Origin of the sequence: uncultured Methanobrevibacter sp., from assembly GCF_902770715.1 — an archaeon.
GTDB lineage: Archaea > Methanobacteriota > Methanobacteria > Methanobacteriales > Methanobacteriaceae > Methanocatella.
In genome coordinates, this window is record NZ_CACXTS010000021.1 from 1 (window position 1) to 24,737 (window position 24,737).

18 protein-coding genes and 1 pseudogene are annotated in these 24,737 nt (G+C 29.5%); 18 read left to right on the plus strand and 1 reads right to left on the minus strand.

Features of this window, described 5'->3' with window-relative positions; all coding sequences use genetic code 11:
- The 11 genes from QZU81_RS07005 to QZU81_RS07055 form a co-directional block, all read left to right on the plus strand.
- Positions 1–709: AAA family ATPase (locus QZU81_RS07005; RefSeq protein WP_295590698.1), on the plus strand; the 709-nt coding region annotated here is incomplete at its 5' end.
- Between the two features lie 15 nt (positions 710–724).
- Positions 725–2,068, plus strand: coding sequence for a hypothetical protein (locus QZU81_RS07010; protein ID WP_295590699.1), 1,344 nt, complete (start codon positions 725–727; stop codon positions 2,066–2,068).
- Positions 2,069–2,085: 17 nt separating this feature from the next.
- Entirely contained in the window at positions 2,086–2,883 is a 798-nt protein-coding gene (locus QZU81_RS07015; RefSeq protein ID WP_295590702.1) for an AAA family ATPase, read from the plus strand.
- A 4-nt stretch (positions 2,884–2,887) separates the two neighbouring features.
- On the plus strand, positions 2,888–3,709 hold the full coding sequence (locus QZU81_RS07020; RefSeq protein WP_295590704.1) for a hypothetical protein: 822 nt from the start codon (positions 2,888–2,890) through the stop codon (positions 3,707–3,709).
- Between the two features lie 94 nt (positions 3,710–3,803).
- The gene (locus QZU81_RS07025) at positions 3,804–7,991 is read left to right on the plus strand and encodes a UvrD-helicase domain-containing protein (RefSeq protein ID WP_295590706.1); all 4,188 of its coding nucleotides are present in this window, start codon (positions 3,804–3,806) and stop codon (positions 7,989–7,991) included.
- A complete protein-coding gene (locus QZU81_RS07030; protein ID WP_295590710.1) occupies positions 7,978–8,895 on the plus strand; it encodes a DNA-processing protein DprA in 918 nt (305 codons plus the stop codon). Before QZU81_RS07025 ends, QZU81_RS07030 begins: the two co-directional genes overlap by 14 nt.
- Before the next feature lie 8 nt (positions 8,896–8,903).
- Positions 8,904–9,293 carry a hypothetical protein gene (locus QZU81_RS07035; RefSeq protein WP_295590712.1) on the plus strand — a complete coding sequence of 130 codons (390 nt, stop codon included), beginning with the start codon at positions 8,904–8,906 and terminating at the stop codon, positions 9,291–9,293.
- A gap of 118 nt (positions 9,294–9,411) precedes the next feature.
- A complete protein-coding gene (locus QZU81_RS07040) occupies positions 9,412–10,101 on the plus strand; it encodes an Ada metal-binding domain-containing protein (protein WP_295590716.1) in 690 nt (229 codons plus the stop codon).
- 88 nt (positions 10,102–10,189) lie between these two features.
- Entirely contained in the window at positions 10,190–10,597 is a 408-nt protein-coding gene (locus QZU81_RS07045; RefSeq protein WP_295590718.1) for a zinc-ribbon domain-containing protein, read from the plus strand.
- A gap of 11 nt (positions 10,598–10,608) precedes the next feature.
- Positions 10,609–14,100: a type I restriction endonuclease gene (locus QZU81_RS07050; protein ID WP_295590721.1), complete on the plus strand. Its 3,492-nt coding sequence runs from the start codon at positions 10,609–10,611 to the stop codon at positions 14,098–14,100.
- A gap of 5 nt (positions 14,101–14,105) precedes the next feature.
- Positions 14,106–16,208, plus strand: coding sequence for a restriction endonuclease subunit S (locus QZU81_RS07055; protein WP_295590724.1), 2,103 nt, complete (start codon positions 14,106–14,108; stop codon positions 16,206–16,208).
- On the opposite strand, the gene QZU81_RS07060 is transcribed toward QZU81_RS07055, so the two are convergent.
- Positions 16,205–16,819: a hypothetical protein gene (locus QZU81_RS07060; RefSeq protein ID WP_295590727.1), complete on the minus strand. Its 615-nt coding sequence runs from the start codon at positions 16,817–16,819 to the stop codon at positions 16,205–16,207. The two genes, QZU81_RS07055 and QZU81_RS07060, sit on opposite strands and share 4 nt — an antisense overlap.
- A 226-nt stretch (positions 16,820–17,045) precedes the next feature.
- Here QZU81_RS07060 and QZU81_RS07065 point away from each other — a divergent pair, with 226 nt between their 5' ends.
- From QZU81_RS07065 to QZU81_RS07095, 7 genes and pseudogenes are all read left to right on the plus strand, one after another.
- Positions 17,046–17,243, plus strand: a complete 198-nt coding sequence (locus QZU81_RS07065; protein ID WP_295590729.1) for a hypothetical protein — start codon at positions 17,046–17,048, stop codon at positions 17,241–17,243.
- 9 nt (positions 17,244–17,252) lie between these two features.
- A complete protein-coding gene (locus tag QZU81_RS07070; RefSeq protein ID WP_295590731.1) occupies positions 17,253–19,928 on the plus strand; it encodes a hypothetical protein in 2,676 nt (891 codons plus the stop codon).
- Entirely contained in the window at positions 19,921–21,033 is a 1,113-nt protein-coding gene (locus QZU81_RS07075; protein ID WP_295590733.1) for a hypothetical protein, read from the plus strand. Before QZU81_RS07070 ends, QZU81_RS07075 begins: the two co-directional genes overlap by 8 nt.
- A gap of 17 nt (positions 21,034–21,050) precedes the next feature.
- Positions 21,051–21,971: an HIRAN domain-containing protein gene (locus QZU81_RS07080; protein ID WP_295590734.1), complete on the plus strand. Its 921-nt coding sequence runs from the start codon at positions 21,051–21,053 to the stop codon at positions 21,969–21,971.
- Between the two features lie 37 nt (positions 21,972–22,008).
- Entirely contained in the window at positions 22,009–22,356 is a 348-nt protein-coding gene (locus QZU81_RS07085) for a hypothetical protein (protein WP_295590736.1), read from the plus strand.
- Positions 22,357–22,481: 125 nt separating this feature from the next.
- Positions 22,482–23,039, plus strand: a pseudogene (locus tag QZU81_RS10925) (DEAD/DEAH box helicase family protein); the annotation flags it as partial.
- A 132-nt stretch (positions 23,040–23,171) separates the two neighbouring features.
- Complete coding sequence (locus tag QZU81_RS07095; protein ID WP_295590742.1) at positions 23,172–24,389, plus strand: helicase C-terminal domain-containing protein; 1,218 nt, start codon at positions 23,172–23,174, stop codon at positions 24,387–24,389.
- Positions 24,390–24,737 lie beyond the last annotated feature (348 nt).

The window sequence follows — 24,737 nt, forward strand, 5'->3', positions numbered from 1 at the left end:
TGAGAATAAATGGTTAATTATTGATGAGATTAATCGTGCGGATATTGATAAGTCATTTGGACAATTATTCACAGTACTTTCAGGGCAAAATGTTGAATTGCCATATTCTATTAAAGATCTAGGCAATGAAGAAAAATCAATTAAAATTAAATTATGGGAAAAATGTCATTCAGATTATGTTGAAAATGAGGCAACTTATTATATTGGCAAGAATTGGAGAATCATTGCAACTATGAACTCTTATGATAAAAATTCATTGTTTGATTTGTCTTATGCTTTTATGAGAAGATTTACATTTATTGAAATTGAAGTTCCAAAAAAATTTAAAGAATTAATTGAACTTTGGACAAAAAATAAAAATCTAAAAGAATTTATACAGTCAACTAAAAAGTTTATAGATAAATTAGAATCCGTCTATTCGATAAATTATGGGGAAGAATCTAAAGTTATAAATAGGCAAATAGGTCCTGCAATTTTCTTAGATATTATTAAATATCTTAATTATAGGTTGGATATAGAAGGAAATAATGAGTATGATGATAAAATTCTCTCAGAAGCGATTAATGCATTTATCATTCCACAATTTGAAGGGTTATCTAGAGAAAAACTAGATATCTTGAAAGAATTTTTTATTAATAAAGTTTTTGATGATGAAAATAATGTAAAATCATTTTATAATAAATTAAATGACTTAAAACCATTTTATTAAAAGATGGGTGTGATTATGGACGAATCATTTGGTGAATATGGTGAATTTGAAGAAGATAATATTTCAGAGGATATTTATGAAAAATTAAATGATGATAATAAATTTCAATATATTTTAGAAATAGATAAGTATCTTTATAAATATCTATTTGATGGTAAGGTTTCATTTAAATCGAATGATATTGCTAATTTATTCAAATTAAAATCTGAAGAATTAGAGGTTCTTAAAACTATTCATTTTTTATTAAATGATAATGTAAAGGAATTATTTGAAGTAATTCCTCATCTGTTAAGAAATTTAGCTCATTCAACAAATAAAGAGGATATTGAATGTCGTGGGGTTATAAGGGGTAATATTAACTGGAATAAAACTATTAAATACAGGTTTTCAAAAGGTTTTAACGATCCTAGTTTATTTATATGTTCTCCTCCTTTAAAACATTACGATTTAATAGAAAATAGAATTTTAAAATTTATTCTTAAAAAAATTATTTTCCTGTTTCAGAATTATTTGACATTTATTAACACTAAGAAATCAAATATTAATTTTAAAAATTTAAATGAGATTTATGAAAGTTGGTATGACCAAGTTAAAGATATATATAATTTAAGCATTCATACTCTTCGCAATGTATATTTTAATGATATAAGCGATTTGGAGTCTGTCAGTGCTCAAGATTTAAATAAATTGTTTCATCATAGAAATAATTTATATCATAAAGTAGCTAAAGTATTTGATTTATATGAAAAGTTGTTTATTATTGAAGACAGATTTAGTCTAATTAATGTAATAAGAAATCAAATAATTGTCGCTACTGATAATGACACTTTATTTGAGATATATGTTTTATTTAATGTTATTTCAAATTTAGAGAAAAATAGTATTGAAGATTCATTTGAAATGGGTTTGATGTATAGACATCATAATAATCCTGTAAAAGCAAAATTGAAGGATGGAAATATTGTAAAAGTTTATTATCAGAATATGCCTGATGTTTTTAAGGAAAATTCGTTGTATCGTTTGCTTACGGGACATAATGAATTTAATTTCCCTACTTATGTTAGACGACCGGATTTGATTGTTGAAATAGTTAATAATGAGGGAAATAGTTTTCATCGTATTATTGAAGTAAAAAATTCTAGTAGTTATGATTATATGCGAAAGAGTTTTTATAAAGTTTTAGCATATTACAAAGATTTCGAACAAGTTCCATTTGTAGAAAATATTCCTATTGTTGTTGTAAATTGGAATGGATCTTCTATTGATGTGGAACAAAAAGAAAAAATATTTAAAGAAAAAATCATATTTTTTAATAAAAATGAATTTCTTAAAAATATTACCAAATTATTGGAGTTTTGATATATTAAGGTGAAATCATGAAACTTGAAATAAATGATGTAGGTCCAATCAGCAATGCAAACATTGACATTTCCAAAATCAATGTGGTCGGTGGAGTCAACTCAAGCGGCAAATCAATGATATCTAAATTATTATATTGCTATTTTAAATCAAGAAACGAAGATGAATCATTTGAGTATCTGATGGATAGCGAAGGCTTAGATAAAGATTTGGATGTTACTTTTGAAGGCAATTTAAATCCTCATGATGTTTTCTATATAGACAACATCTCAATTTTGGACCTAAAGGATTTGGATATATTAAGGGTTGACCATATTATTCACATCAAGGAAGCCTTAGAGGAAAGCGATGAAACTAAGGAATCTAAAAATATTGATATAATCCAAAATATTATTAAGGAGAATTGCTTAAACACAACTTCTTCTGGAATAAAAGAAATCGGAATCATAGAACTGCTTCTCAAAAACAATAAATTAAAAGAAAACTCCTTTTTAATCATTGACGAGCCCGAAGCCAGCCTGCATCCTGAGTGGCAAATCAAATTTGCAGAAATTCTGGTTTTACTTGTCAAAGATTTAAACATTCATATATATCTAAACTCCAATAGTCCAATGTTTATTGAGGCAATTTCACTTTATGCACAATATTATGATTTAATAAACGACACTAATTTCTATTTGACTCAAAAAACAGCAGATGACAAATTCAGTTTCAGGAAAATCAACCCCAAAAACATGGGTGAAGTCTATGAAAACCTTACCAAACCATATGATGAACTTGACAAGCTAAAAGCTAAAATATTGTTTAAGGAGTAAGGCAATGTCACTGACTAAAGAGGAAGCCCAATTTGTCGAATTTCTTGGATCATTTCCGCAATTCTACAAGAAGGCTCATGAAATTGCAGAAAACACAAAGGGAATCTCCATATTGCCGATGGAAAATGGGGAAAACGAGTTTAAGATGTATGCCCTGGACGATATCTGCCATTCCTGCAAAATATTTAAAGAAGGCAGTTTACTCATAACTCCAAAAACAACAGATGCAATATGGTATAAAAAGGAAAACAATAACTTCTTCATTTTTCTAATTGAGTTTAAGGGAGATTTTTTATGCAAGACTTCAACCAAATGCACTCTCGTTGAAGCGGTAGATAACCTGAAACTCAAAAATGAAAGGCTGAATGACGAGCTTGAGCATGAACTATTTTTACTTGATAAGGTTGTCTCAAAATACTCAGACAAGATGCTCAACGGTCTTGCACATAAACCTTTGGAAACCGTAACAATAGCCCTGCCGTTAATCTATGAGGAATACTATGACAAAAATAAGAATAACGTGGAATATTTGGATATTAGGGAATTTCTCAAAAAATCAAGAATAGTCTATAGGGTCGTTTCAATTTCAGATGAATATGAACCTAACCGTCAAAGGTCAAGAGGCAGATCATACAGATGTTCAAACATGATTCCGTCAATATGCAAACGCCTAGCAGAAGAAAAGCACGACAGGGAATTGGATTCATCATATGAATCAAGCCTGCAAACTTACCACAGAAGATATGAAAGGGCTGGAATCGTTTATAGTGCTGGTTTTGTAGATAATGTTGCTTTTAATAATTTCATTGAGAACTATCTGAAATAATAATACATTTTTTATATTGATTTAAACATATATTATTAACAAGAAATATGTATAAATTTTGATTTTTTTTCAAATAGTTTATAATGGTGAAAATATGGATTTTTGTCCAAATTGTGGGAGTATAATTTTTAGAAAAGGAACAATACTAAAATGTTCTTGTGGTTATTATAGAGATTTGAATAAATTTGATATTAATAATCTAGAAATTAATCCCGGTTCAAAATTTATTTGGAAAGATTATAAAACTTATTTAAAAAATAATTATGATGAATTTTTAAAATTAATAAAAAATAAAAATGAAATAAAATTCACAAAAGAAGAACTAATGGGAGTTTTTAATCAAATAATTAATAAAGCTAATGAAAAATTCATTGAAAAAGAAAAAAAGATTGTTCTAAGTGAATTTAAACGAGATTTAAACTCCAATGATAAGTGCATTGAGGAGAATGAAAGGGAAAATTATAGAAAAAAATTCAATAAAGATTATTGTCCTTATTATGACTATTTAGAAATGGATAACATTATTGATAAATTTAATCAACGCCACATTGCCAAAGAAAAGAATATTATTTTTAATGAGTTTCGGGGTTTGTTAAATTCTCAAGATACCTATATTGATGAGAATATTTGCGAAGAGTTTAAAAGTAGGTTTAATAAAAGTTATTGTAACTATTTTGATTTATTAAATATGAGGAGATATATTGATAAATTTAATGAACAATTCATTGAAAAAGAGAAAAATGTCATTTTTAGTGAGTTTATGAGTTTGTTAGATTCTCAAGATGTCTATATTGATGAGAATATTTATGAAGAGTTTAAAAGTAGGTTTAATAAAAGTTATTGTAACTATTTTGATTTATTTAAAATGGACGATTATATTGATGAATTTAATGATAAATTCATTGAAAAAGAAAAAATTGATTGTATAAATAATTTTAAAAATGGATATATCTCTAATTCCGAAAAACTAGAATTAATTAGATCTCTTAATATTAAGTGGGATATAGATTCCATTGTTGATGAACATAACGAAAAATATATAGATGAGCAAATTAAGTTAGAAAGATTTTATTTTGATAATATTGCTGGAAGAAGCTTAGATGAAGATCAAATTAGAGCTGTTTTAACTGATGATGATAATACTCAAATTGTTGCAGGGGCGGGAACTGGTAAAACATTAACTCTACAAGCTAAAGTAAAATATTTAATTGAAAAACAGGGTATTTCCCCATCAGATATTTTATGTATTTCATTTTCTAATAGTGCTCGTGATGATTTGGCAAAAAAACTAGAAAAAACTCTTGGAAATAATCAAGTTGATGTAAGAACATTTCATAGTATAGGTTTTAAAATTTTAGGCGAAAATGGTGAAGGTAGGGAAGTTCCAGATAGAGAATTGATAAATTTGATTGATGATTATTTTAAAGAGAATATAGTTGAAAACCCTAAATTATTAAAAGATTTCATTGAATTTTTCTGTTATTATATGAATATTATTTATATTAATGATTCTAATTTTAAGTTTCAAACAATTAGGAGTAAATTAAATGAATTAGATCAATTTGATGAATATTTAAAAGAGTATCTTCAAGTTGAGCATGTTAAACAAAAAAAAGAGTACATGGAAAACATACAAGAGTTAACTGTGGCTAATTATTTATTTATACATAATATAAATTTTGAATATTTTGTTAATTTTAGATATGATGATAAAAATTATGATAAATTTATTTCAAAATACAATTCATTTTTATTTGATTCAGAATGCGAATTTATTCCTAACGATATTAAATTTGAACTAATTAATGAAATTGATAATGATTTTGGATATCACGATTCAGAGTATTATACAAATTTTTATTTGCCGGATTATAATATTTACATAAATTTATCTTCATCTATTAAACCTAATTGGGAGATTGAATCGTCAGAAGAAACTAAGGAAAAAATAAGAAAACAATTAGATTATAGAAATAAGTTTAATAAATCCCATAAAACAAAATTAGTGTCCATATTATACTATGATGATGTAGATGAACTTTTAGAAAGTATTGAATATAATCTGGCTGAAAATGGTGTTAAAATTAATGAAATTGATTATGAAAAATTATTTAATTTATTGATTATTGAAGATAATTTGCCTGAGTATAAAAGTTTTATAAAAACTGTTGAACGTTTTATCAATTTATTTAAGGGAAATGCAGAATATTTAGATTATGATGGTAATGACATATCTAAATTTAAATTTAAGCAGTATATTGATGAAAATCATAAAAAATATAATGGATCTATAGAAAAAAGAAACAAATTCTATTTGGAAATTATAGCTGAAATATATGAAATTTATTCTAATGAAATAAAAGGCAAATATATTGATTTTAATGATATGATTAATGATGCGGTTATTGCTTTAAGGAAAGGGGCGCATATTAGAGAGTATAAGTATATTATTGTTGATGAATATCAAGATACATCATATACTAGATATTCCCTATTAAAAGAAATGCAAAATCGTACTGGTGCCAAGGTAGTTGTTGTTGGCGATGATTGGCAGTCTATTTATGGATTTACTGGTTGTGATGTAAGTCTATTCTCAGATTTTGACAAGTATTTTGAAAATCCAAAAATGGTTAAAATTCAAATTACTCATAGAAACTCACAAGATTTGATTGATGTTGTAGGTGAGTTTATCCAGAAAAATAAAAAACAAATTCCAAAAAAATTAAAATCTGATGATAAGTTAACCAAAAAACCAATTAAATTAGTAGGGTGCATGTCCAAATCTGAAAAAGTATTAAGTTTAATTAATATACTTGATGAGATTTCACTAAAAAATAGCAGTGCTAAAATCTTAATTTTAGGAAGAAATAATAGGGATATTTATGAAATTTCATGTAGAGAGATTTTTAAGTTATATGAAGAAAATGATTATACAAAAATTGTTTATGAAGAAAATCCTGATTTAGATATTGAATTTAGAACTGTACATAAATCTAAGGGTCTTGAAGCAGATTATGTTGTTGTAGTTAATTTATCAGATAGCATAATTGGTTTTCCAAATAAAATTGCTAATGACCCAATTTTGGATTTTGTAAATAGAGAAACTTCTGAAGGTATTGATTATCCGGAAGAAAGAAGACTTTTTTATGTTGCTTTAACAAGAACAGTAAAAGATGTATTCTTATTACATAATGAAACTAAACCATCACAGTTTATTGATGAAATTAAAAATAATAATAAAGTCCAATCTTTAAAATTCATATTTTCTAATGAAGAACTTTTAAGAATAAGTTTATTACTGGATAAACCATTTGATGTACTTGAAACTGATAATATTTGCCCTAAATGTAACAAAGGTAATGTTAATCTCATTGTAAATAATGAAAATGGAACTTCTTACTTTAAATGTTCAAATTTTTGTGGTTGGGATGGAGGTCCATATCATAATAGTGTATATGGTGAGGAATCTCGTAAATTATCCTATGTTAAGTATGCAAAAGTGTGTGATCAATGTGGAGGAATGTTGATTGTCAAATCACAAAGAGAAAATCCAAATAGAAAATTTTTAGGATGTAATTTCTATCAAACCAAAGGTTGCAGAAATACTGAGAACATTTTCCTTGATTTAAACAAAACTGATGAAGATATTTATCAATTAAATAAAACAAGTAATGATGTATATTATTTACATGATTATATAGCGCAGGAAAAATGGGAAGTTTATAGTCCTAATAAAGTTGAAATCAGTAAAATAATTTTAAATTATAAGGATTCAATAGATGAGAATATAGTTAATATATTCACAAAAGAAATTATGGAAAATATAAATCTCATTTCAAATAAAGAAATAGATGATGAAATAGATAAAATAGCTCTTATTGCTGTTCCATCATCTAAAGTTTCTAAAAAGAATAAATCAACTATGCGAAAAACGATTAATATTATTGAAGAATGGCATGATAAAGGAATTGCACAAACAAATTTTGGTTTTAAAAAAGAAATAATAAACTATAAAGATTTATTGGAAAGAATTAAAGATGTACCAACAGCTCATTTGGGTGAAGGACGTGCAAACTGTGAGCAACATGTTGAATCTATTAAATGTAATCAGGATAATCTTGTAAAAGAAAAAGTTGCATTTATAATTTTAGATGATATTACTACTACTGGAGCAACAATGAAAGCATGTAAACAGATTTTAATTAATGAAGGTATTGATGAAGAGAATATTTATTCATTAGCTATTGGTGCAACTGTGAGGGGTAGATATGGAGAAATTTAAAGAAATAATATTTTTAAATGGCCTTCGAAGAGTGGGTAAAAAAACTATATATTCGAAATATGAACAGATATTAAAAAATGCCGATGATTTCAATAATTTAGTTTCAGAAGTTAAATTGAATTCAAAATTTACTCCTGAAGAAATAAAAAAAGCAGTCGATCATGCCGAAGAAGCATATGAATATATAATAACATCAGATATTTCAGCCATAACTTTTTTAGATGACAATTATCCAAAGAAACTATTAGATATGGAAAAAGATAAACCTTTAATATTATATGTTAAAGGTAATGTGGATGCTTTAAAAGAACCTAATATTGCTATTATTGGAACAAGAAAACCTCTAGATGATAGTGAAAAATTTGAAGAAAAAATAGTGAATAATATTATAAATGGTTCTAATAGGATTGTAGTGAGTGGATTGGCTTTAGGTTGTGATAAAATTGCTCACCAAACTACTGTTGAGGAAAATAAAATTACGATTGCTATTTTGCCAAGTGGTGTTAATGTCATCACACCTGCTTCAAATAAAAAGTTAGCTGAAGAAATTCTTTTGAATAACGGTTGTTTAGTTTCTGAATATGAACCCAATGAAAAACTTTCTAGAGGAAATTATATTGATAGGGATAAAATCGTGGCAGCATTTTGTGATGCAACATTTGTTGTTGAATGTGGTGTTAAAAGTGGGACAATGCATACCGTTAATGCTGCAAACGAGTATAATAGACAAATTTATGCATATTTGCCAACTGAAAGACCTGATGGTTCTTACGATGGAAATGAATTTATATTAAGTGAAAATGAAAGTGCAATTAAAGTTGAAGATATAGATGAATTTTTAAAAGATTTAAATAATTTAAAAGTTAAAAAAGAAGTAAAATCTGTTCAACAAACTTTAATGTAGGTGTTAAAATGCTTTGTCCTAAATGTGGAAAACAGTACAATTCAAAATACAGAAATTGTCCTCATTGTATTTTAAATGAAATTTCAGGTAAAAATAAAAAAAATAAACCTAAACGTATTCATAACAATTCTAGGGATAAACCTACTTCATCTATTAATGATATTACTAAGTTTCAAAAACCAAAAAATCGTATAAAAAATAAGTCCCGTAATATTAATAAAAGATATTATCTTGATAGGTCTAGTAATAATAGCAAAAAGAAACCTACAATTGATCCGAGTAATGTAAATGGTTATCAAGTTGGAGAAGGCATGTCTATTAATGGACGTAAATTAAGAAAGGGATCTCGTACTTCAAGGGATGCTATTATTTATAGTCCATGGATGTATAGTGAATGATTAAAACAATCTTTTTACAGAAATATCTTTTTATTTAATTATTCCTATTTTATTAACAATTTGCATATTTTTATTTAGTTGTAGTTATAAAATATCATTTAATATGGGGGATTTTTCAATGAATAAAAAAATAATTATTACATTAATTTTAGCTATTGGTGTTTTAATTTGTGTTTCTCCAATTATGGCTGCTGATAATTCAGTTCATCAGTTTGCACTATTTGATTTTAATATATTTGGAGGAGATACTCCTTCTTTAGATGTTGAGAAATTACAAATTCAAAAAGTTAAAAAATCACACACTTATAGTAATGGAAATACTAAAAAAAGCACTAAGACCTATTTAAAATTTAATCTATCATCAAGTTCCGATTCAATGGGCAATTATAGTGTTACTATTAAATGTTTTGATAAAAATAAAAAATCTATCAAAACTGTAAAATCTTATGTTGACCATGAGGGATCTTATAAAATACCTTTGTCTGGTGCTAATAAAGTTAAAAGCGCAAAGATAACAATTAAAGATGATTCTGGAAATGTGCTTTTTAACAAAACCACTTCAAAAATTAAAATATCTGAAAAAGTGACAAAGGATAAACCTGTAGAGAAGAAAAAAACCACTAGTTCAAGTTCTAAATCTAGTTCAAGTTCAGGTGCAACTTACTGGGGAAGTTCAAAATCAGGTAAATTCCATAGACCAAGTTGTGAATGGGCGCAAAAGATTTATTCAAATAATAAAGTAGTGTTCCATTCAAGATCAGAAGCAATTAATGCAGGTTATCAACCATGTCAAGTATGTAGTCCTTAATTGGATTACATTATTTTTTTTTACTAAATTTTTATTACTAACTAAAAACAATATTGTAATTATAGAATAATTTTTAGGTAGGTGACTTATGGTTAAATGTCCTAAATGCGGGAATACTGTCGATGAGAATGATAAAAGATGTTCTAGCTGTGGTGAATCATTATCAAAATCTAAAAATTCCTCAAATAAGATTATTGCAGTCATTGCTATTGTTGCTGTAATTGCAATTGTAGGTGTTTTAGCAAGTGGAATGTTTTCAAGCGATAATTCAACAACTGATGTTGAAGCACAATCTGAAACTGTTGATCCAATAAGTGAAGATGATGACACAACCACTGAACCAACTGAATATTGGGCTAGTGCAAAAGCAGAAAAATTCCATTTACCAACCTGTGAATGGGCCGAAAAAATCAGTGAAGATAATAAAATCATTTATCAATCTCGTGAAGATGCAATTGCAGATGGTAAAGTGCCTTGTGGTGCATGTAATCCATAGTGGTGTTTAATTTGGAAGAATCAGAATCTCAGCTCCAGGATTATTTCATTGAATTATTAAAAAATAATGGATATGAATATGTTGATATTGAAAACGAAGCTGATTTAATGGATAATTTTGAAAAACAATTAAAATTATTTAATAATGATGTTGAGTTTAATTTTCAAGATATTTGGGATTATTTAAGTCAAGGTGATAAGAACTCTAAATTTGATAAACTTAGAGGTTCTTATAATGGAGTAAAATTCATTGATTTTTCTAATTTTTCATCAAATATTTTTCAGGTTGCTGAAGAAATAACTGTAGAAGGAGAATATAAAAATCGCTATGATGTTACAATCTTAATTAATGGTTTTCCTTTAGTTCAAATTGAACTTAAAAGGCCTGGCGGTAATCTGATAACTGCATTCAATCAAATTCAGCGTTATTCCAATCATTCTTATTCGGGCCTTTTTGATTTTATACAAATTTTTGTAATTTCAAATAAGGCTAATACAAAATATTTCTTCAATGATTCTGATTTTAATTACAATTTAACATACAATTGGTTTGATAATAAAGATTTAGAAAGTTTTACTCATTCATTTTTAATAAAAAATAATTTAATGCTGATTTTATCAGGATATATTTTCAAAGATTTAATTTCTAACAATTATATCATGCTTAGACAATATCAGATTGATGCATTAACTGGTGTTTTAGAAAAAATTAATGCTGGTGAAAATGGATATGTTTGGTTAACATCAAATACTGGCTGCACTACAACGGCTTTAAGACTTGCTCAGATTTTAAGTGAAAATAATAAGGTAATTTTCATCATTAAAGACAAATTTTCAAATTTAAACGTATCAAAAACACAAAAGGAATTAATGCTGGACATCAATTTGAAAAATCTAATTTTTACTAATATTAATATCTTATCTCTAAAAGAAAAACTAGATTCAATTAAAGATAATGACTTTATTTTTATCTTTGATGACTATGAAAAATATTCATCAAAAAACAACCCTTTAGAATTACAAAAAATTTTTAAAAATTCATTATTTTATTGTTTTACTCAAACTCCAGTTTTTGATGAAAATATCATTGGAGAAATGACCACTAAAACAATTTTTAACTCAAAAATTTACAATTACACATTTAGTGATGCACTTAAAGAAAAAACAAATCTACCGATTAACATTGAATATGTAAATGATGCTCAATGTTCAAAGGATTATAATTTATCGTCAGATATCAGAATAGCTAAAATTTCAGATTATATTGTAGATAATTTTAACAAAAAATCAATTTTAATTGTTTCCTCAAATAATGACTTAATTAGATATTATGAGTCATTAAAAAGTTCCAATTTAAAAGTAGCGCCAATTTTAAGGCATGAATCAAACGATATTTATGAATCAACTCCAATGAGAGATTACTTTGAAAAGTATATTCAGGAATATAATGACAATTTTAATGCGGAAATAACTCACAAAAAGGTTGTTGGAACGGAAAAGATTTCACATGAATTTGAAGAGGATACAATAAAAAGATTCAAAAATAATGAAATTGATTTGGTCATAGTTGATGCCAGCTTGTTTTTAAATCAATATAATTTCAATATTTTAGGAAATTTAAAAGATCCTCAATTAGACACAATATATTTGGATTGTGAGTTAGAATACAATAACCTATTTGAAGTATTAACTATGGGAAATATTCCCGCTTCACACAAAAGTTATGGCAATGTAGTAATGTTTAGGGATTTAAGAGAAAATATTAAAAAAGCAGTAAAGTTATTTTCAAATAATCAAGCCAGTGAAGATATCCCATTTAAAGATTATGATTATTATTTAAAACAGTACAATAACTCATTCGACGACTTTAAAAAATTATCTTACTATTATAATATATTAATCACATTCGATGAATTTAATTTTGATAAATCTCAAAGTGATGAGTTTAATGCACTTAAGGATGAATTCGAACAGGAACAATTTGAAATTAACTCAATTAAGAAAATCATTACTAATTTTAATCTGCAAAAAATTGATAACTTTACAATAGATTTAAATTATCTAATCTATGATGAAGATAATGAAGAATATGAGGAATCAACAATAAATACGGATAATCCTAAAGAATTGAATATATTAAACTTGGATAATTCAAAAGAAATAAATGAAACAAGGATTTTAAATTTAAATAATACTAAAGAAGAACTGAATATTTTAAGTTTAAACAAAGTGGACAATTCTAAAGAACTTAATGTTATAAATCAAGATTTATCAAAAACAATCAATGTTACAAATGAATATCATATCTATGTGGGTGGGGATAATATTCAAAATGAAATCAATCTAAATTTAAAAGATTTAATTAAATCCAATGCTATTCAAACGGATGATGAAAATGTTAAAATTTGTCCAAGATGTAGAGAAAAGTATACTGATGATAAGAATTTCTGTCCGAAACATGAAGAGTTAACAGAATTAGTCTATATTGATGACCTGATAAAAGTTTGTAAAGGTTGTGGATTAAAATATCCGAAGGAATTTAATTATTGCATTTCCTGTGACTGTGATGAACCTTTAACAACAGATATTATTGATATAAAAACTCTTCCAAATAGATATTATGATTTAAACACCCATATAAATAAATTTACAGAGATTTCCCAGTTACTTTCAAATGAAAACAAAACTAAATTAATTAACTTTAATTTTACCCAACTGCAGTTTGATAATATCATAAATAACATTAAAAATACTTATAAATTAATTTTAGACTATTTAATTGATGAATATGGAATTGATTTATCAAATCTGTCAACTTTAAATAAGATGCTTTTGTTTTCAAAAACATTCGTTAAAACGGATTATAAAGAAGGTGGAGGGGATTTAGGTTATTACCAATATAATGAAATATTTATAGATGATAGATTGCCTGATGCATTGCAGATTACAACTATCATTCATGAATTGTCTCATTTCTTAATGGCTGAAATATTAGAACAAATCACCTGTGAAATATTAAATACTAATAAAACAGATGCCGTTGAAGCATTTATATGTTATAATCTGGCAAATGTTAAAATGAATTGTCTGGTTGATGAATATTGTGCACATACTGTTGAAGGCAGGTTTGCAATGTTTGGATATCAGGATTATGGATCATATAAACAAGTTTTATCAGAGTTTTTACAAGAATATTCCGAACAGCATGTTGAAATTGTAAACACAATCGGAAATACGTTTGCAGACTATATTAAACCAATAATGGAATCCTTCATTGATGAAAACCTAAGGAAAGATATTAAAAAAGAATTTTCAAAAGTTAAAGATGTTCCTAAATACGATGAATTGCAGTATGAAACATCCAATACTTTGGATTGGGAAGGTTTTTCAAATGCCATTAAATTAATGCTTACAGGTAACTTAAAAGATTTTGAAAATAATCCTCAGGATATGGAAAAATTAAATGTATATGCTGTTAAATTCAGAAAGAACAATCAAAGGTAATTTTTATGAATAGTAAAGAATTTTTAGATAATCTACTTTTACAGTTTGGAAGTAGTGATATTGAAAATAGCGGTTTTGATGATGTAAATAATTTTAATTTCACATTTCTTGACACTATTAAAGAAAAAAAGATTATTTGCGTTTCATCAGGTTATTTTGAAGAAAATATGAATATTATTTCAAATCTTAAGAATAGAAATTACTTTGAATCAATTATTTCACTTCCAATTTTTAAAGAGGATGATAATCTTTTAGTTCTGATTTTTAATCCTCAAAAAAATTCTCCAGAATGTTTATATATTGATGAATCAGATTCTCTAATCCACAAATCTGAAGATGTTGACTGGACTTATGCCGGTGAAGAATTGACAAGCAAAATTTTATATTCATATAATAATTTTAAAGAATCAGATAATGCAGTAATGTTAAACATTGACGAAATTTTTGGTTTAAAACCTAAAAAATCAATAAATGATGAATTATTATCTTTAAGCTTAAATTCTAAAGAAGATGTTTCAACAAGGAAACATAGGGTAATTACTAATGATTTGGCCGATGGCTTATTGGCATTAAAGCAAAATCAACCTATAGAAAATGAATTTTCTAAACATGATTTAAAGGCTGTTGAAACTCCACAGTCCATAACTTTACCTTTTTTAAATGATGCAATGTATTATAAAAAAAGACAAAACCCTGAAAATCTGTTATATAAAGATAATAAACCATTAATTGATGGTGAAGTTCAGTTTAGAAAGCTGGGAAAACTTGCAGATTTAGAAAATATCTATATAAAAAATGAAAAAAATTCAATATTGATAGCCACTTGTAAGAGCTGCACATCAAAATTAGTCTTTTATAATAATGAAATCAGTGATTTTAAAGGGGAAGTGTATATTGAAGTAACAAATATTCACGAAGAGGTCTCTATGGAATATTTGTATGAATATTTGAACTCTAAAAATGGTTTAGACGAATTATTGTACTTTTCAAAAGGAAATACGCATATCACTCCAAATGAAATTAAGAATGTTAAAATACCCGTTCCTGAGTTAGATATACAAAAAGAAATTGTCAAGGTTTCTCGTGAAAGTCGTGAATTTTTTAAAAGCGTTGATCTTCTCAAAAAAGAATTCAATTCAAATATTTTAGATTATAAACATATGCAAAATTCAATCAATGAACTAAAAGGAAATATTTCTTTTGATAATAAAACTAATGAAATAACTGAATTGTCTAGAAGTTGGAGGCATGCGTATAAAGGATTAATATGGCCTTTAGCCATATCTTATTTATCTGCAACAAAAGGTGGCTTTGAGATTGTTGAGAAAAAAGATAATTATTTGATATTATTTGAGTTTATTGCAGCATTTAATGCGATTGTAATGTTAAGTGGTCTTCCAAATGATGTTTATAAAAAGAATTTCAATAAAATATGGAATTCCAGAAATCCTAATGAATATAAACAAATGACATTTGCAAATTGGGTATATTTATGTAATAACCTTTCAGATGTTTATAAATTTAATAATTTCACTTCTGAGTTGGATGAAGATTTATTTGAGAAAATTGGAAGTGAAAAAATATTAAATATTTTAGATTTTGCTAAAAATTTAAGAAATAATGAAGCTCATGGTTCACATTCAAATGCATATGAAGCTAAACAAATTGTCGAAGAATTGGATGTCTATTTAGATGATATATTTGACATATTGGAAGTTTATTCAAATTATAAATTAATTTATGTTACTGGAGATATGAAATCAGATAAACAGGCTTATTCACATAGGGTTATTCTTTTAAATGGGCCTTGTGCTCAACCAATTTATGATAATATTAGATTTGATACACCTCTTGACCGTGAATCTTTATATTTGTACAATCCAAAAAACAATAAAAAATTAATTTTAAAAGATAGTTTGATTAAATTTTGCCCAATTGATGATTTGAAAAAAAGATGGGCTTTATTTATCTATTATTCATGCGATAGAAAAGAATTTAATGCATTCTATAAATGTTTCCAATCAAATGAAGAAGATATTAAAGTGAACATCTCTTCACTAGAAAAAGATGTTCTTGGAAAAAGAAATAAGGAATCATTTAGATATTAAATGGTTTTATGACTATTTAAGAACTCTTCAAGTTCTCGTCTTTTTCTTTCTTTTTCTTCCTGTTCTTTTCTAACTTCCTCTTCAATAGCTGCTTGTTTTGTTTGTTGAGCATCATACTCTTTTTTAAGTTCATTTAATTTTGATTGATAACTGGAATTGCCTTCAATTAACTCTGAATATTCTTCATAGATATGTTTTTTTAAAGATCTTTCAAAGGAAACAGTTGATTTTTCAATATTATTGTATCTGAGATATAAGCTTAATTTCACTGCTGATGGGCCAATTCCGGTTATTTCAAACTCGTATTGCTCACCTTCAATTGGAAGTTTAAATGTGGAGTTGTATGCGTAATATTGATGTTTTTTGGTCATTTGGTTTTTACTTTTTCCATGAGTTATCTCATTAATTTCTTTTTCAATAGGTCTAGTAGCATATCTGATGTCTGTGTGCTTAAAATACTGTACGTATTCAATATATTCACTTCTAACATCTTCAACTTTAAACTTATAACTGCTGCCATCTATATCAAACAGGATAGGAATATAATCCATCAAACCAGGTCTTATTGATACGATATGTTTTAATCTGTATTGTGAAATGTCAAATGTCATATGTAAAACTCCTTTTTTATAATAATTCATTTAATACTCATATATTATTAATATAGTCAATACAAAATTATAACAATATTTAAATACTTTTAATTGTAAATAATAATTTACCAAATTATTTATAGGAGTCACAACCATGACCAAAGATGTAAAAAGTATTTATAATAAGTGTACTATGTTTTTTTACGCATTTAATAAGTCTCTAATTTTCATTTGTGGTGATTAGATGGCAAGAGGAGGCTATTTTGCAGGTAATGATTATGTGGATTATCAGCCAGGACAACTTGAACATTCTTCTGCAACATCAAGAAAAGAAATTAGAAAGCAAAAAACAATTAAATGCCCTAAATGTAGCAGAGTTGTTCCTTTAAGAGAGTTTTGTATCTTTTGCGATTATGTTTTTACAGAAAAGGATTTAATTTAGATTGATACCATGACAACAACATTATTTGATTTTTTAATAAATTTTAATCCGGAAGCTTATGAAATAGCTTTGCAAATTGAGGATGAAATTACAACTTCTCCAGCATCAATTAAGACTTATGCAACTACATTTTTAGAATGCATTGTGGATGATATGCTATTAAAATCAGGAAATAAAAACATCAATCCCTATGCAAATTTCACACCAAAGGTAAAAAAGCTTTCAATGTTTGGGGTAATCAAGTATTCATTTGAAACTCAATTGATTAATGCATATAAACTTAGAAATACTGCTCATTACTCCCTAAAAAAGACTGCTGATGAGGATAAGCGTTTGGCATTGGAGTTGTACGAGAAGCTTTTCCATATTGCCTGGAGATATTTTGAGGAATTCGGTGGAAATGAATATGATTACCTTGGAAAGCCAAAATTCATTCCTCCATTTAGAGAAAATGACGAAAAAGAATTAGTTGAAGTTCCTCACATTGAGAGGATGGAGAAAATATTTGATCACTGTATCATATGTGGTCGTAAGAATAATTCCCACTATCATAACCTTTGCAGCGATTGCAACAATAAAATTGAGCATGTTGAAGATGTTATTAACATGAAGAACCATTTTGAAGGCAATTTTACTAAAAGAAATATTGTCGATTTGGGTTATTCCAAGCCATATAGCGATGCACTGGTTCGTGAACTTTTAAACGAAAACCTGATTTTAAAAGTGGACAAGTCATATTGCTTCAATGATGAGCTATTTGACAATTATTTAAAAGAAATTGAATTGTATGGTGAAATTGAACTCGTATTGTCTGAATTTGCATCAGGTAAATTGACTTTAAAGGATATTAAAAAGTCCGATTATTACCTTAAAGGCAAGGATTCAATTAAACCTTTCACTCAGGTTTACAAGATTGTCAGCGATGCAATTTTTAAGGAGTTTATTTCACAATTGTCATTGGGTATTGAAATATCTGAAATTATGGAAAATACTACAATAACAGAGGATGAAATTATCTCATGGTATAACATGCAATTAAAAATGCTTGAAGGTGGCATTAAAAATCAGGATTTCATAAACTATAATAAAATATCAATCGATTCTTTCATTAAATTAAGAGCACAGGGTAAAACCCAAAAAGAAATTATTGCTAATCTACATCTCCCGGAAGATATTGTTGAATTTTGGTTAAATACACATGTTAAAGAACTTGATTATTTCAAGGAATCACTTGACGATACAAATATGGATTTGATATTAAAGGCAATTAGTGAAAATAAAACAAAAACAGAATTTTTGGATAACTTTGATATTTCACAAGATGAGTTAAACTGTTTGCTTGATAAATATCCTGAATTCAACAAAATTTACACAAGAGATTACATAATTAAAAGAAGAAACGACTTTTTATTCTATTTAAATGAGAATAATTATGAAAATTCTATCGAAAAAGCACATCTGTCTAAAAAAGAGGTTGATGAATGGTTAATCATTGGAAGAAAAGATTTTGAACTCAGACATCCCGGTGAATTATGCGAATTTTACAGAGATACAATTGAAAAGTTAATGAAGCATTATGTAAAATATAGGGTTAATGCACTATCAAAAGGTGAGGCGGCACGCAAAATCAATCAATCTCCAAAAACAATTGATCAATGGCTCAGAAGAGATGATTATGAAATATTTATCAATTTCCAAAAGGAATGTGAAAACATAACCCTAAGCGTATTAGTTAATGCTATTAAAAAGGGATTGACATTAAAACAAGCTGCCGCATTGGCCGACATGTCCCAGAATAACTTAATAAAATTAATAAGGCTAGGGGAAAATGGTGATGAGAAATACATTGAACTTTATGATGTTTATCAAAACAAGTATATTCCAACACAATTGGAAACATTCTTGGACAAAATAAAGTCTTCAAAATATAAAAAAGCTCTTAAATCAGCTCATTTAACAGAAGATGAATTAAACAAGTATTATATATTGGGTCTTGAAGGCAAAAAACCATTCAATGAATTCGCTGATAAGTATTTCGAATTCAAACTTGAAAATTATAAAAAGGAGATTATTCAAAAAGGAAAAACAGAATCCCGTGCTGCAAGAAATGCCAATTTCATAGATAAAGACTTTGAATTAAGACAGAAAGAAATTGATTGTGCTCTTGTTGAAAATCAACTTGAAATCATCACTCCTATGGTGGAAGAGGGATATCATGCAAAATACATTGCAGGCAAAATCAATATCGATGTAGATGTGTTCTTTAACTGGTATGTAAAAGGGTATAATGGTGATGAAACATTCAAGGAGTTTGCTGAAACCTACTGGGATTGTCGTATGCATGAAAGTATAGATGATTTCCAATCATTATTTGATAAAGGAATTTCAGAAAAATTTTTCTTAAAATATATCATCAGAAAAAATGTCCTACCCGAATATAAATTCTGGAAAAGCTTAGGTTTATTCGAGTTTAAAAATCAATTATTAAGTGAAGAGGAACAATTCAATATAATAAAAGAAAATGTCCTTGATGTTAAGGATAATGTAATGAAAATACTGGAAGCTGCAGATGAAGATACTGATTTAGAGGTTCCCGTTGAGGAATTAATTGGCGAAATTGAAGATGCTGATTTAAAAAGACATGTTAAAAACTTTTTGAAAAAAGAGGATGATGAAGATGGATGATGAATATCTTGAACACCTGATTGAAGAACATGAAAAAGATGAGAAAGAATATCTTGAAAGAATAATCGATGATATTCTTGAAAGTGATGAATTGGATAGATTAATCGCTGATAGATTAGAATATATTGATAATCACTTTGATTTTGAGCCATCTCCTGTTTATGAACAATTGGAGGAAATTTATCTTCAGCAATATGATTCAATGGAATCCGCATACAATGGGGATGGATTTCAGGAATATATTCCAAATGATGATCCTTTTGATAGTTTAGAGGGCTATGATTATCCTGAAGGTCCTGATGAAAACATTGATGGGATTAAATATCCAGGACAATATGTACCTGTATATCATGAGGTAAACGAACCGGATTATGATGAATTATATGCAGATGAACCTGATTATGAGGATTACTATGAAGAAGAAATAGAAGAGCTTGACTTTGAAGAGCCAGATTATGCAAAACTCTATGAGGAAATAATTCAGGAAGCAGAAATAGAAAAATATGAAGAAGATTATAATTTAAAAAATTTAATTGAGCAACATATTACTGATGAAAAGGAGTTTTTAGATTCTATTTTAATCGATGTAATTCAAGAGCAGTCATACTTTGAAAAAGCAATCGATGAGCTAATATTTGAACATATTGAAGAAGAATACTTACCACAGGATTTTGATTATGAACCTGACTACTGGTATGATGATCCATTTGAAAATTGGTCTGATGAGGTATGGCCTGAAGATGAGTCCATAAAAGATCCTTTTGATAGTTTAGGCGATATTGATTATCCTGATTTTGAACCTAGAAACTATGATTTTAATGTTCCTGAATATCATGATGATGAAGAAGAAAAATGGCTTGAACTTGAAATGTTAAAAATGGAAAAAGCAGAAGCAATGTTGGAGCCTCCAGAAGAAATTATTCCGGAGCCTCCTGAAGAAGAAAAAATCATTGAATTCATAGATGAAGAGGACTTAAGAAATCAGGAATTAATTAAAAATTATGTTGACAATATCAAGGAATCTGCAGATAATTATTTAAGTAAAGATAATACATTAGATAAAATAATAAAAGATAAACTTAAAGAAAAGAAATTTAATCAATAAAATCATTGGTGACTAAAATGGGAGACGATTACGAACCGTATGAATGGCAGGTTGGAGACCCTGCAGACTGGGGTGACAGCGTAGGCGTTCCGGACATCCCCTATATGGGATACATCGACGGTGATGAGGACGGCGATGACTGGGAACCTCCAAGAAATTCCAGAAGTGCATATGTGCAGGAGCTTGTCGACAGGGCACTGAACCTGAAAGACCAGCGCAGGCACTGGGAGGCCGTTGCAGTCATCAACATGGCAATTGAGGAAAGCCCCAATGACTTTAACCTCTACAACATAAGGGCAATCATCTGGGAGAACAAGGGTGAATTCGAACACGCATTAAAAGATTACAACAGGTCTCTCGCCATGTTCAACTCACAGGTCGTCAAAAACAACAAGGCACGTCTTCTTTGGATGATGTCAAATGACGAGAAGTTCTACACCAAAAATTACACCAAGGCTCTTGAATACATCAATGAGGCATTGAAGTTCACTGCCGATGAGGATGACCGGAAAAAATTTCTCAGGTCAAAGGGTGAAATCCTTGACTTGATGGAAAAGTGGAAGGAAGCCTACATCTGCTATCTCTTGGCTGCCAATCTATACGACAAGGTGGAAAGGGTCGAAGAACAGGAAAAACAGTTAAAAAACACCACCGACACCCTAATCTGCATTGCGGGAACCCGGTTCTACCATGACCACAGGCCATTGAACGACGGCGAAACGGTGGACCTCATAAGGGAAAGCGAAAATGAGCACGATTCCGATGCAATCAGGGTTGAGATAGACGGCAAAACGGCAGGTTATGTGGCCAATTCAGCTAACACTCTGATAAGGGAAGCGAAAAGCGCAAGCAAAATCAAGGACATGATTAAGGACAGGGCGAAGGCAAAGATAATGTTTACATACATTGACAGATATGTCATAGCAAAGCTGATATGAGGTGAGATGATGGAATGTCCATACTGCGGAGAGGAATTTGAACTGCGATGCCAAACTTGAGGATGAGGACATCACACGTGAATGTCCATTCTGCGGCAGCGAACTGAACTGGGAAGAGAAGTTTTATGACTGTCCCTTCTGCGGCTCCGATACCGGAGAGGCGGTAATCTATTGCGAGTACTGCGATTCCTATATCGACTGGGACGACTCAGAGTGGGAATGTGAAGACTGCTCAAACGAGGGGGAAGAGGAGATTATTGTAGAAATCGTTGAGGAAAGGGAAATCTGCAGATGTCCCGAATGCGGAGCGGAAATGGCAGATGACGGATACTGTGACGTATGCGGATGGCCGAACAACCAGGGATGGATTGGCGAAAATTACTGATTTTAGGGTTTGATTCAAACCCACTACTTTTTTTTTAATATGGATAAAAATTCACTTTCAATATTACTTTTCAAATGCTCTTGCAAAAATTGTATTTATAAACCAATGTCATATATCATATTGTCATGACAAGCTGGCAGTATAGCAATTACTCAAAGATAAATCCGAATGCACGAAGACATTTTCCGTTTGCCAACCCTAGAGACGGCCAGCTTGAAACAGTCTCAGAAATCTTAAAAGCCGTTGATGAGGGCTATAGGTATATTGTCCTTGAGGCAGGAACCGGAACAGGAAAATCCGCAATTGCCGCAACTTTGGCTTCAATTTTTGAGTCTTCCTACATTTTAACCATCACCAAACAACTACAGGACCAGTATTTGAGGGATTTCAGCAATCTGCAGGTTGTCAAGGGCCGGGCCAACTTCAACTGCCTCATGTATAAGAATGCTCTCGTTCCGAAGCCATGCAGCGAAGGCAAGTGCATTGTCGAAGGCCATGACTGCAGGTATTCTCTGAAAAACAGAACAAATGAGATTAGAGAGGACAACACCTGTCCCTATTACCATCAAAAATACTTGGCACTGAATGCAGAATCAGTCATCTCAAACTACCCTTATCTCTTTTTGGAGCTCAATTACGTAAAGGACTTTCAGAAAAGGGATCTTCTCATCTGTGACGAGGCCCATAACCTTGAGTCAATGCTTATGGACCAGCTGACCCTGGAGTTTTCCAAGGAGGATCTGGAGGAATATCTCCACTTCGAGCTGACAGAAGAGCTGATTGATGAGCTCAACACCCAAAGCTACACAAGATGGATGAGGTTCATCAACAAAATCAGGGACGAATACGCAAAGGAGCTTGAAAAGCTCGAATCGCTTGAAAAGGAGGAGCTTGCAGAAAAGATTGCATTCATCAGGCATCAGATAAGTGACTGCAAGCGTTTCATCGACCATATCATAATCGATCCGAAGACATGGATTTTCGACTGGGACGATTCATACGAGATTGCCCAGTTCAAGCCCCTGAAGGTAAACCGTTATGCCGAGGATACTCTCTTTAAGTACGCTGACGTTGTGCTTTTCATGAGCGCAACAATTCTCGACTGTGAGCTTTTTGCCAAGTGGCTTGGGATTTCACCTGATGAGATATATGCAATAAGGCGAAAAAGCCCATTTGACATCCAAAGAAATCAGATAATCACATATGAGGGCTATAATCTTTCAAGAAACTTCATCAAGGTCAACGCTCCAAAAACCGTCAGGCCAATAAATGAAATATTAAAAAAACATGAAAATGAAAAGGGAATCATCCACACTGTCAGCACAAAATGCATGGAGTTTCTGCTGGAGAATCTGGACAGTCCGAGACTCATAGGCCATGACTCGAAAAACAGGCAGGAAATGCTTGAAATCTTCATCGATTCCGACGAGCCATTGGTTCTGGTATCCCCATCAATGGGCGAAGGGGTTGACCTTCCGGGAGACTTGTGCCGCTTTCAGATAATCTATAAGATACCTTATCCTGACTGGGGAGACAAGCAGATTTATGAAAGGTCAAGCATTGACATGGAATGGTATGACTTCAAGACCTGCCTGAACCTGGTGCAGACCCACGGCAGGGGAATGAGATATGATTCAGACTACTGCACAACATATGTAATCGACAGCAGATTCACATCATATGTCAGAAGCAACAGGGCAAACAGATACCTTCCGGATACCTTTAAGGAAGCAATTGAGGAATACACAGTTGATTCGGCCGAAAAGCAGAAGCTGATGAAAATCGGTGACGCCTACATTGAAAACGGAGAATTTGAAAAGGGATTCTATTTCTTCAGAAGACTTCTGAAAAACGACCTTTTCATAAACGACGACTATCCGTATCTGAATCTCTCAAGAGTATACCGTGAAGCAAATCTCTATGAGCAGGAAATCCAAATCATAATGCAGTTCATGAATTCAGGAATCAAATCAAAGAATATGGATTACTTTAAGGAGAGATTAAACGAGCTTGCAGATATGGGCTATTTTTAATGATATTCAAAAAACTCTTCGATAAACACAACTTATTTATCTTAATTCAAAAAATATATTATTAAAAAAATATTAGGTATCATCTATGTTAGAGTGGACTGTTTGTAAAAATTGCGGAAAGATTTTGGACAACTCCCAAAACACTTGCTCAAGCTGCGATAGCGATGTCGATAAAATCCACATGGACTATCTGGCCGGTTATATGACCAATCTGAACTTCCTTGTGAAAACGTTAGGCATTTTCACACCCTACTGCGATTCCATTAGGGACCTTGACAATGTAACTCTTGAAAGCCTGATAGTCGATGATCTCTTTAAATACTTCGCATATCTCGGATTGGGGGACGA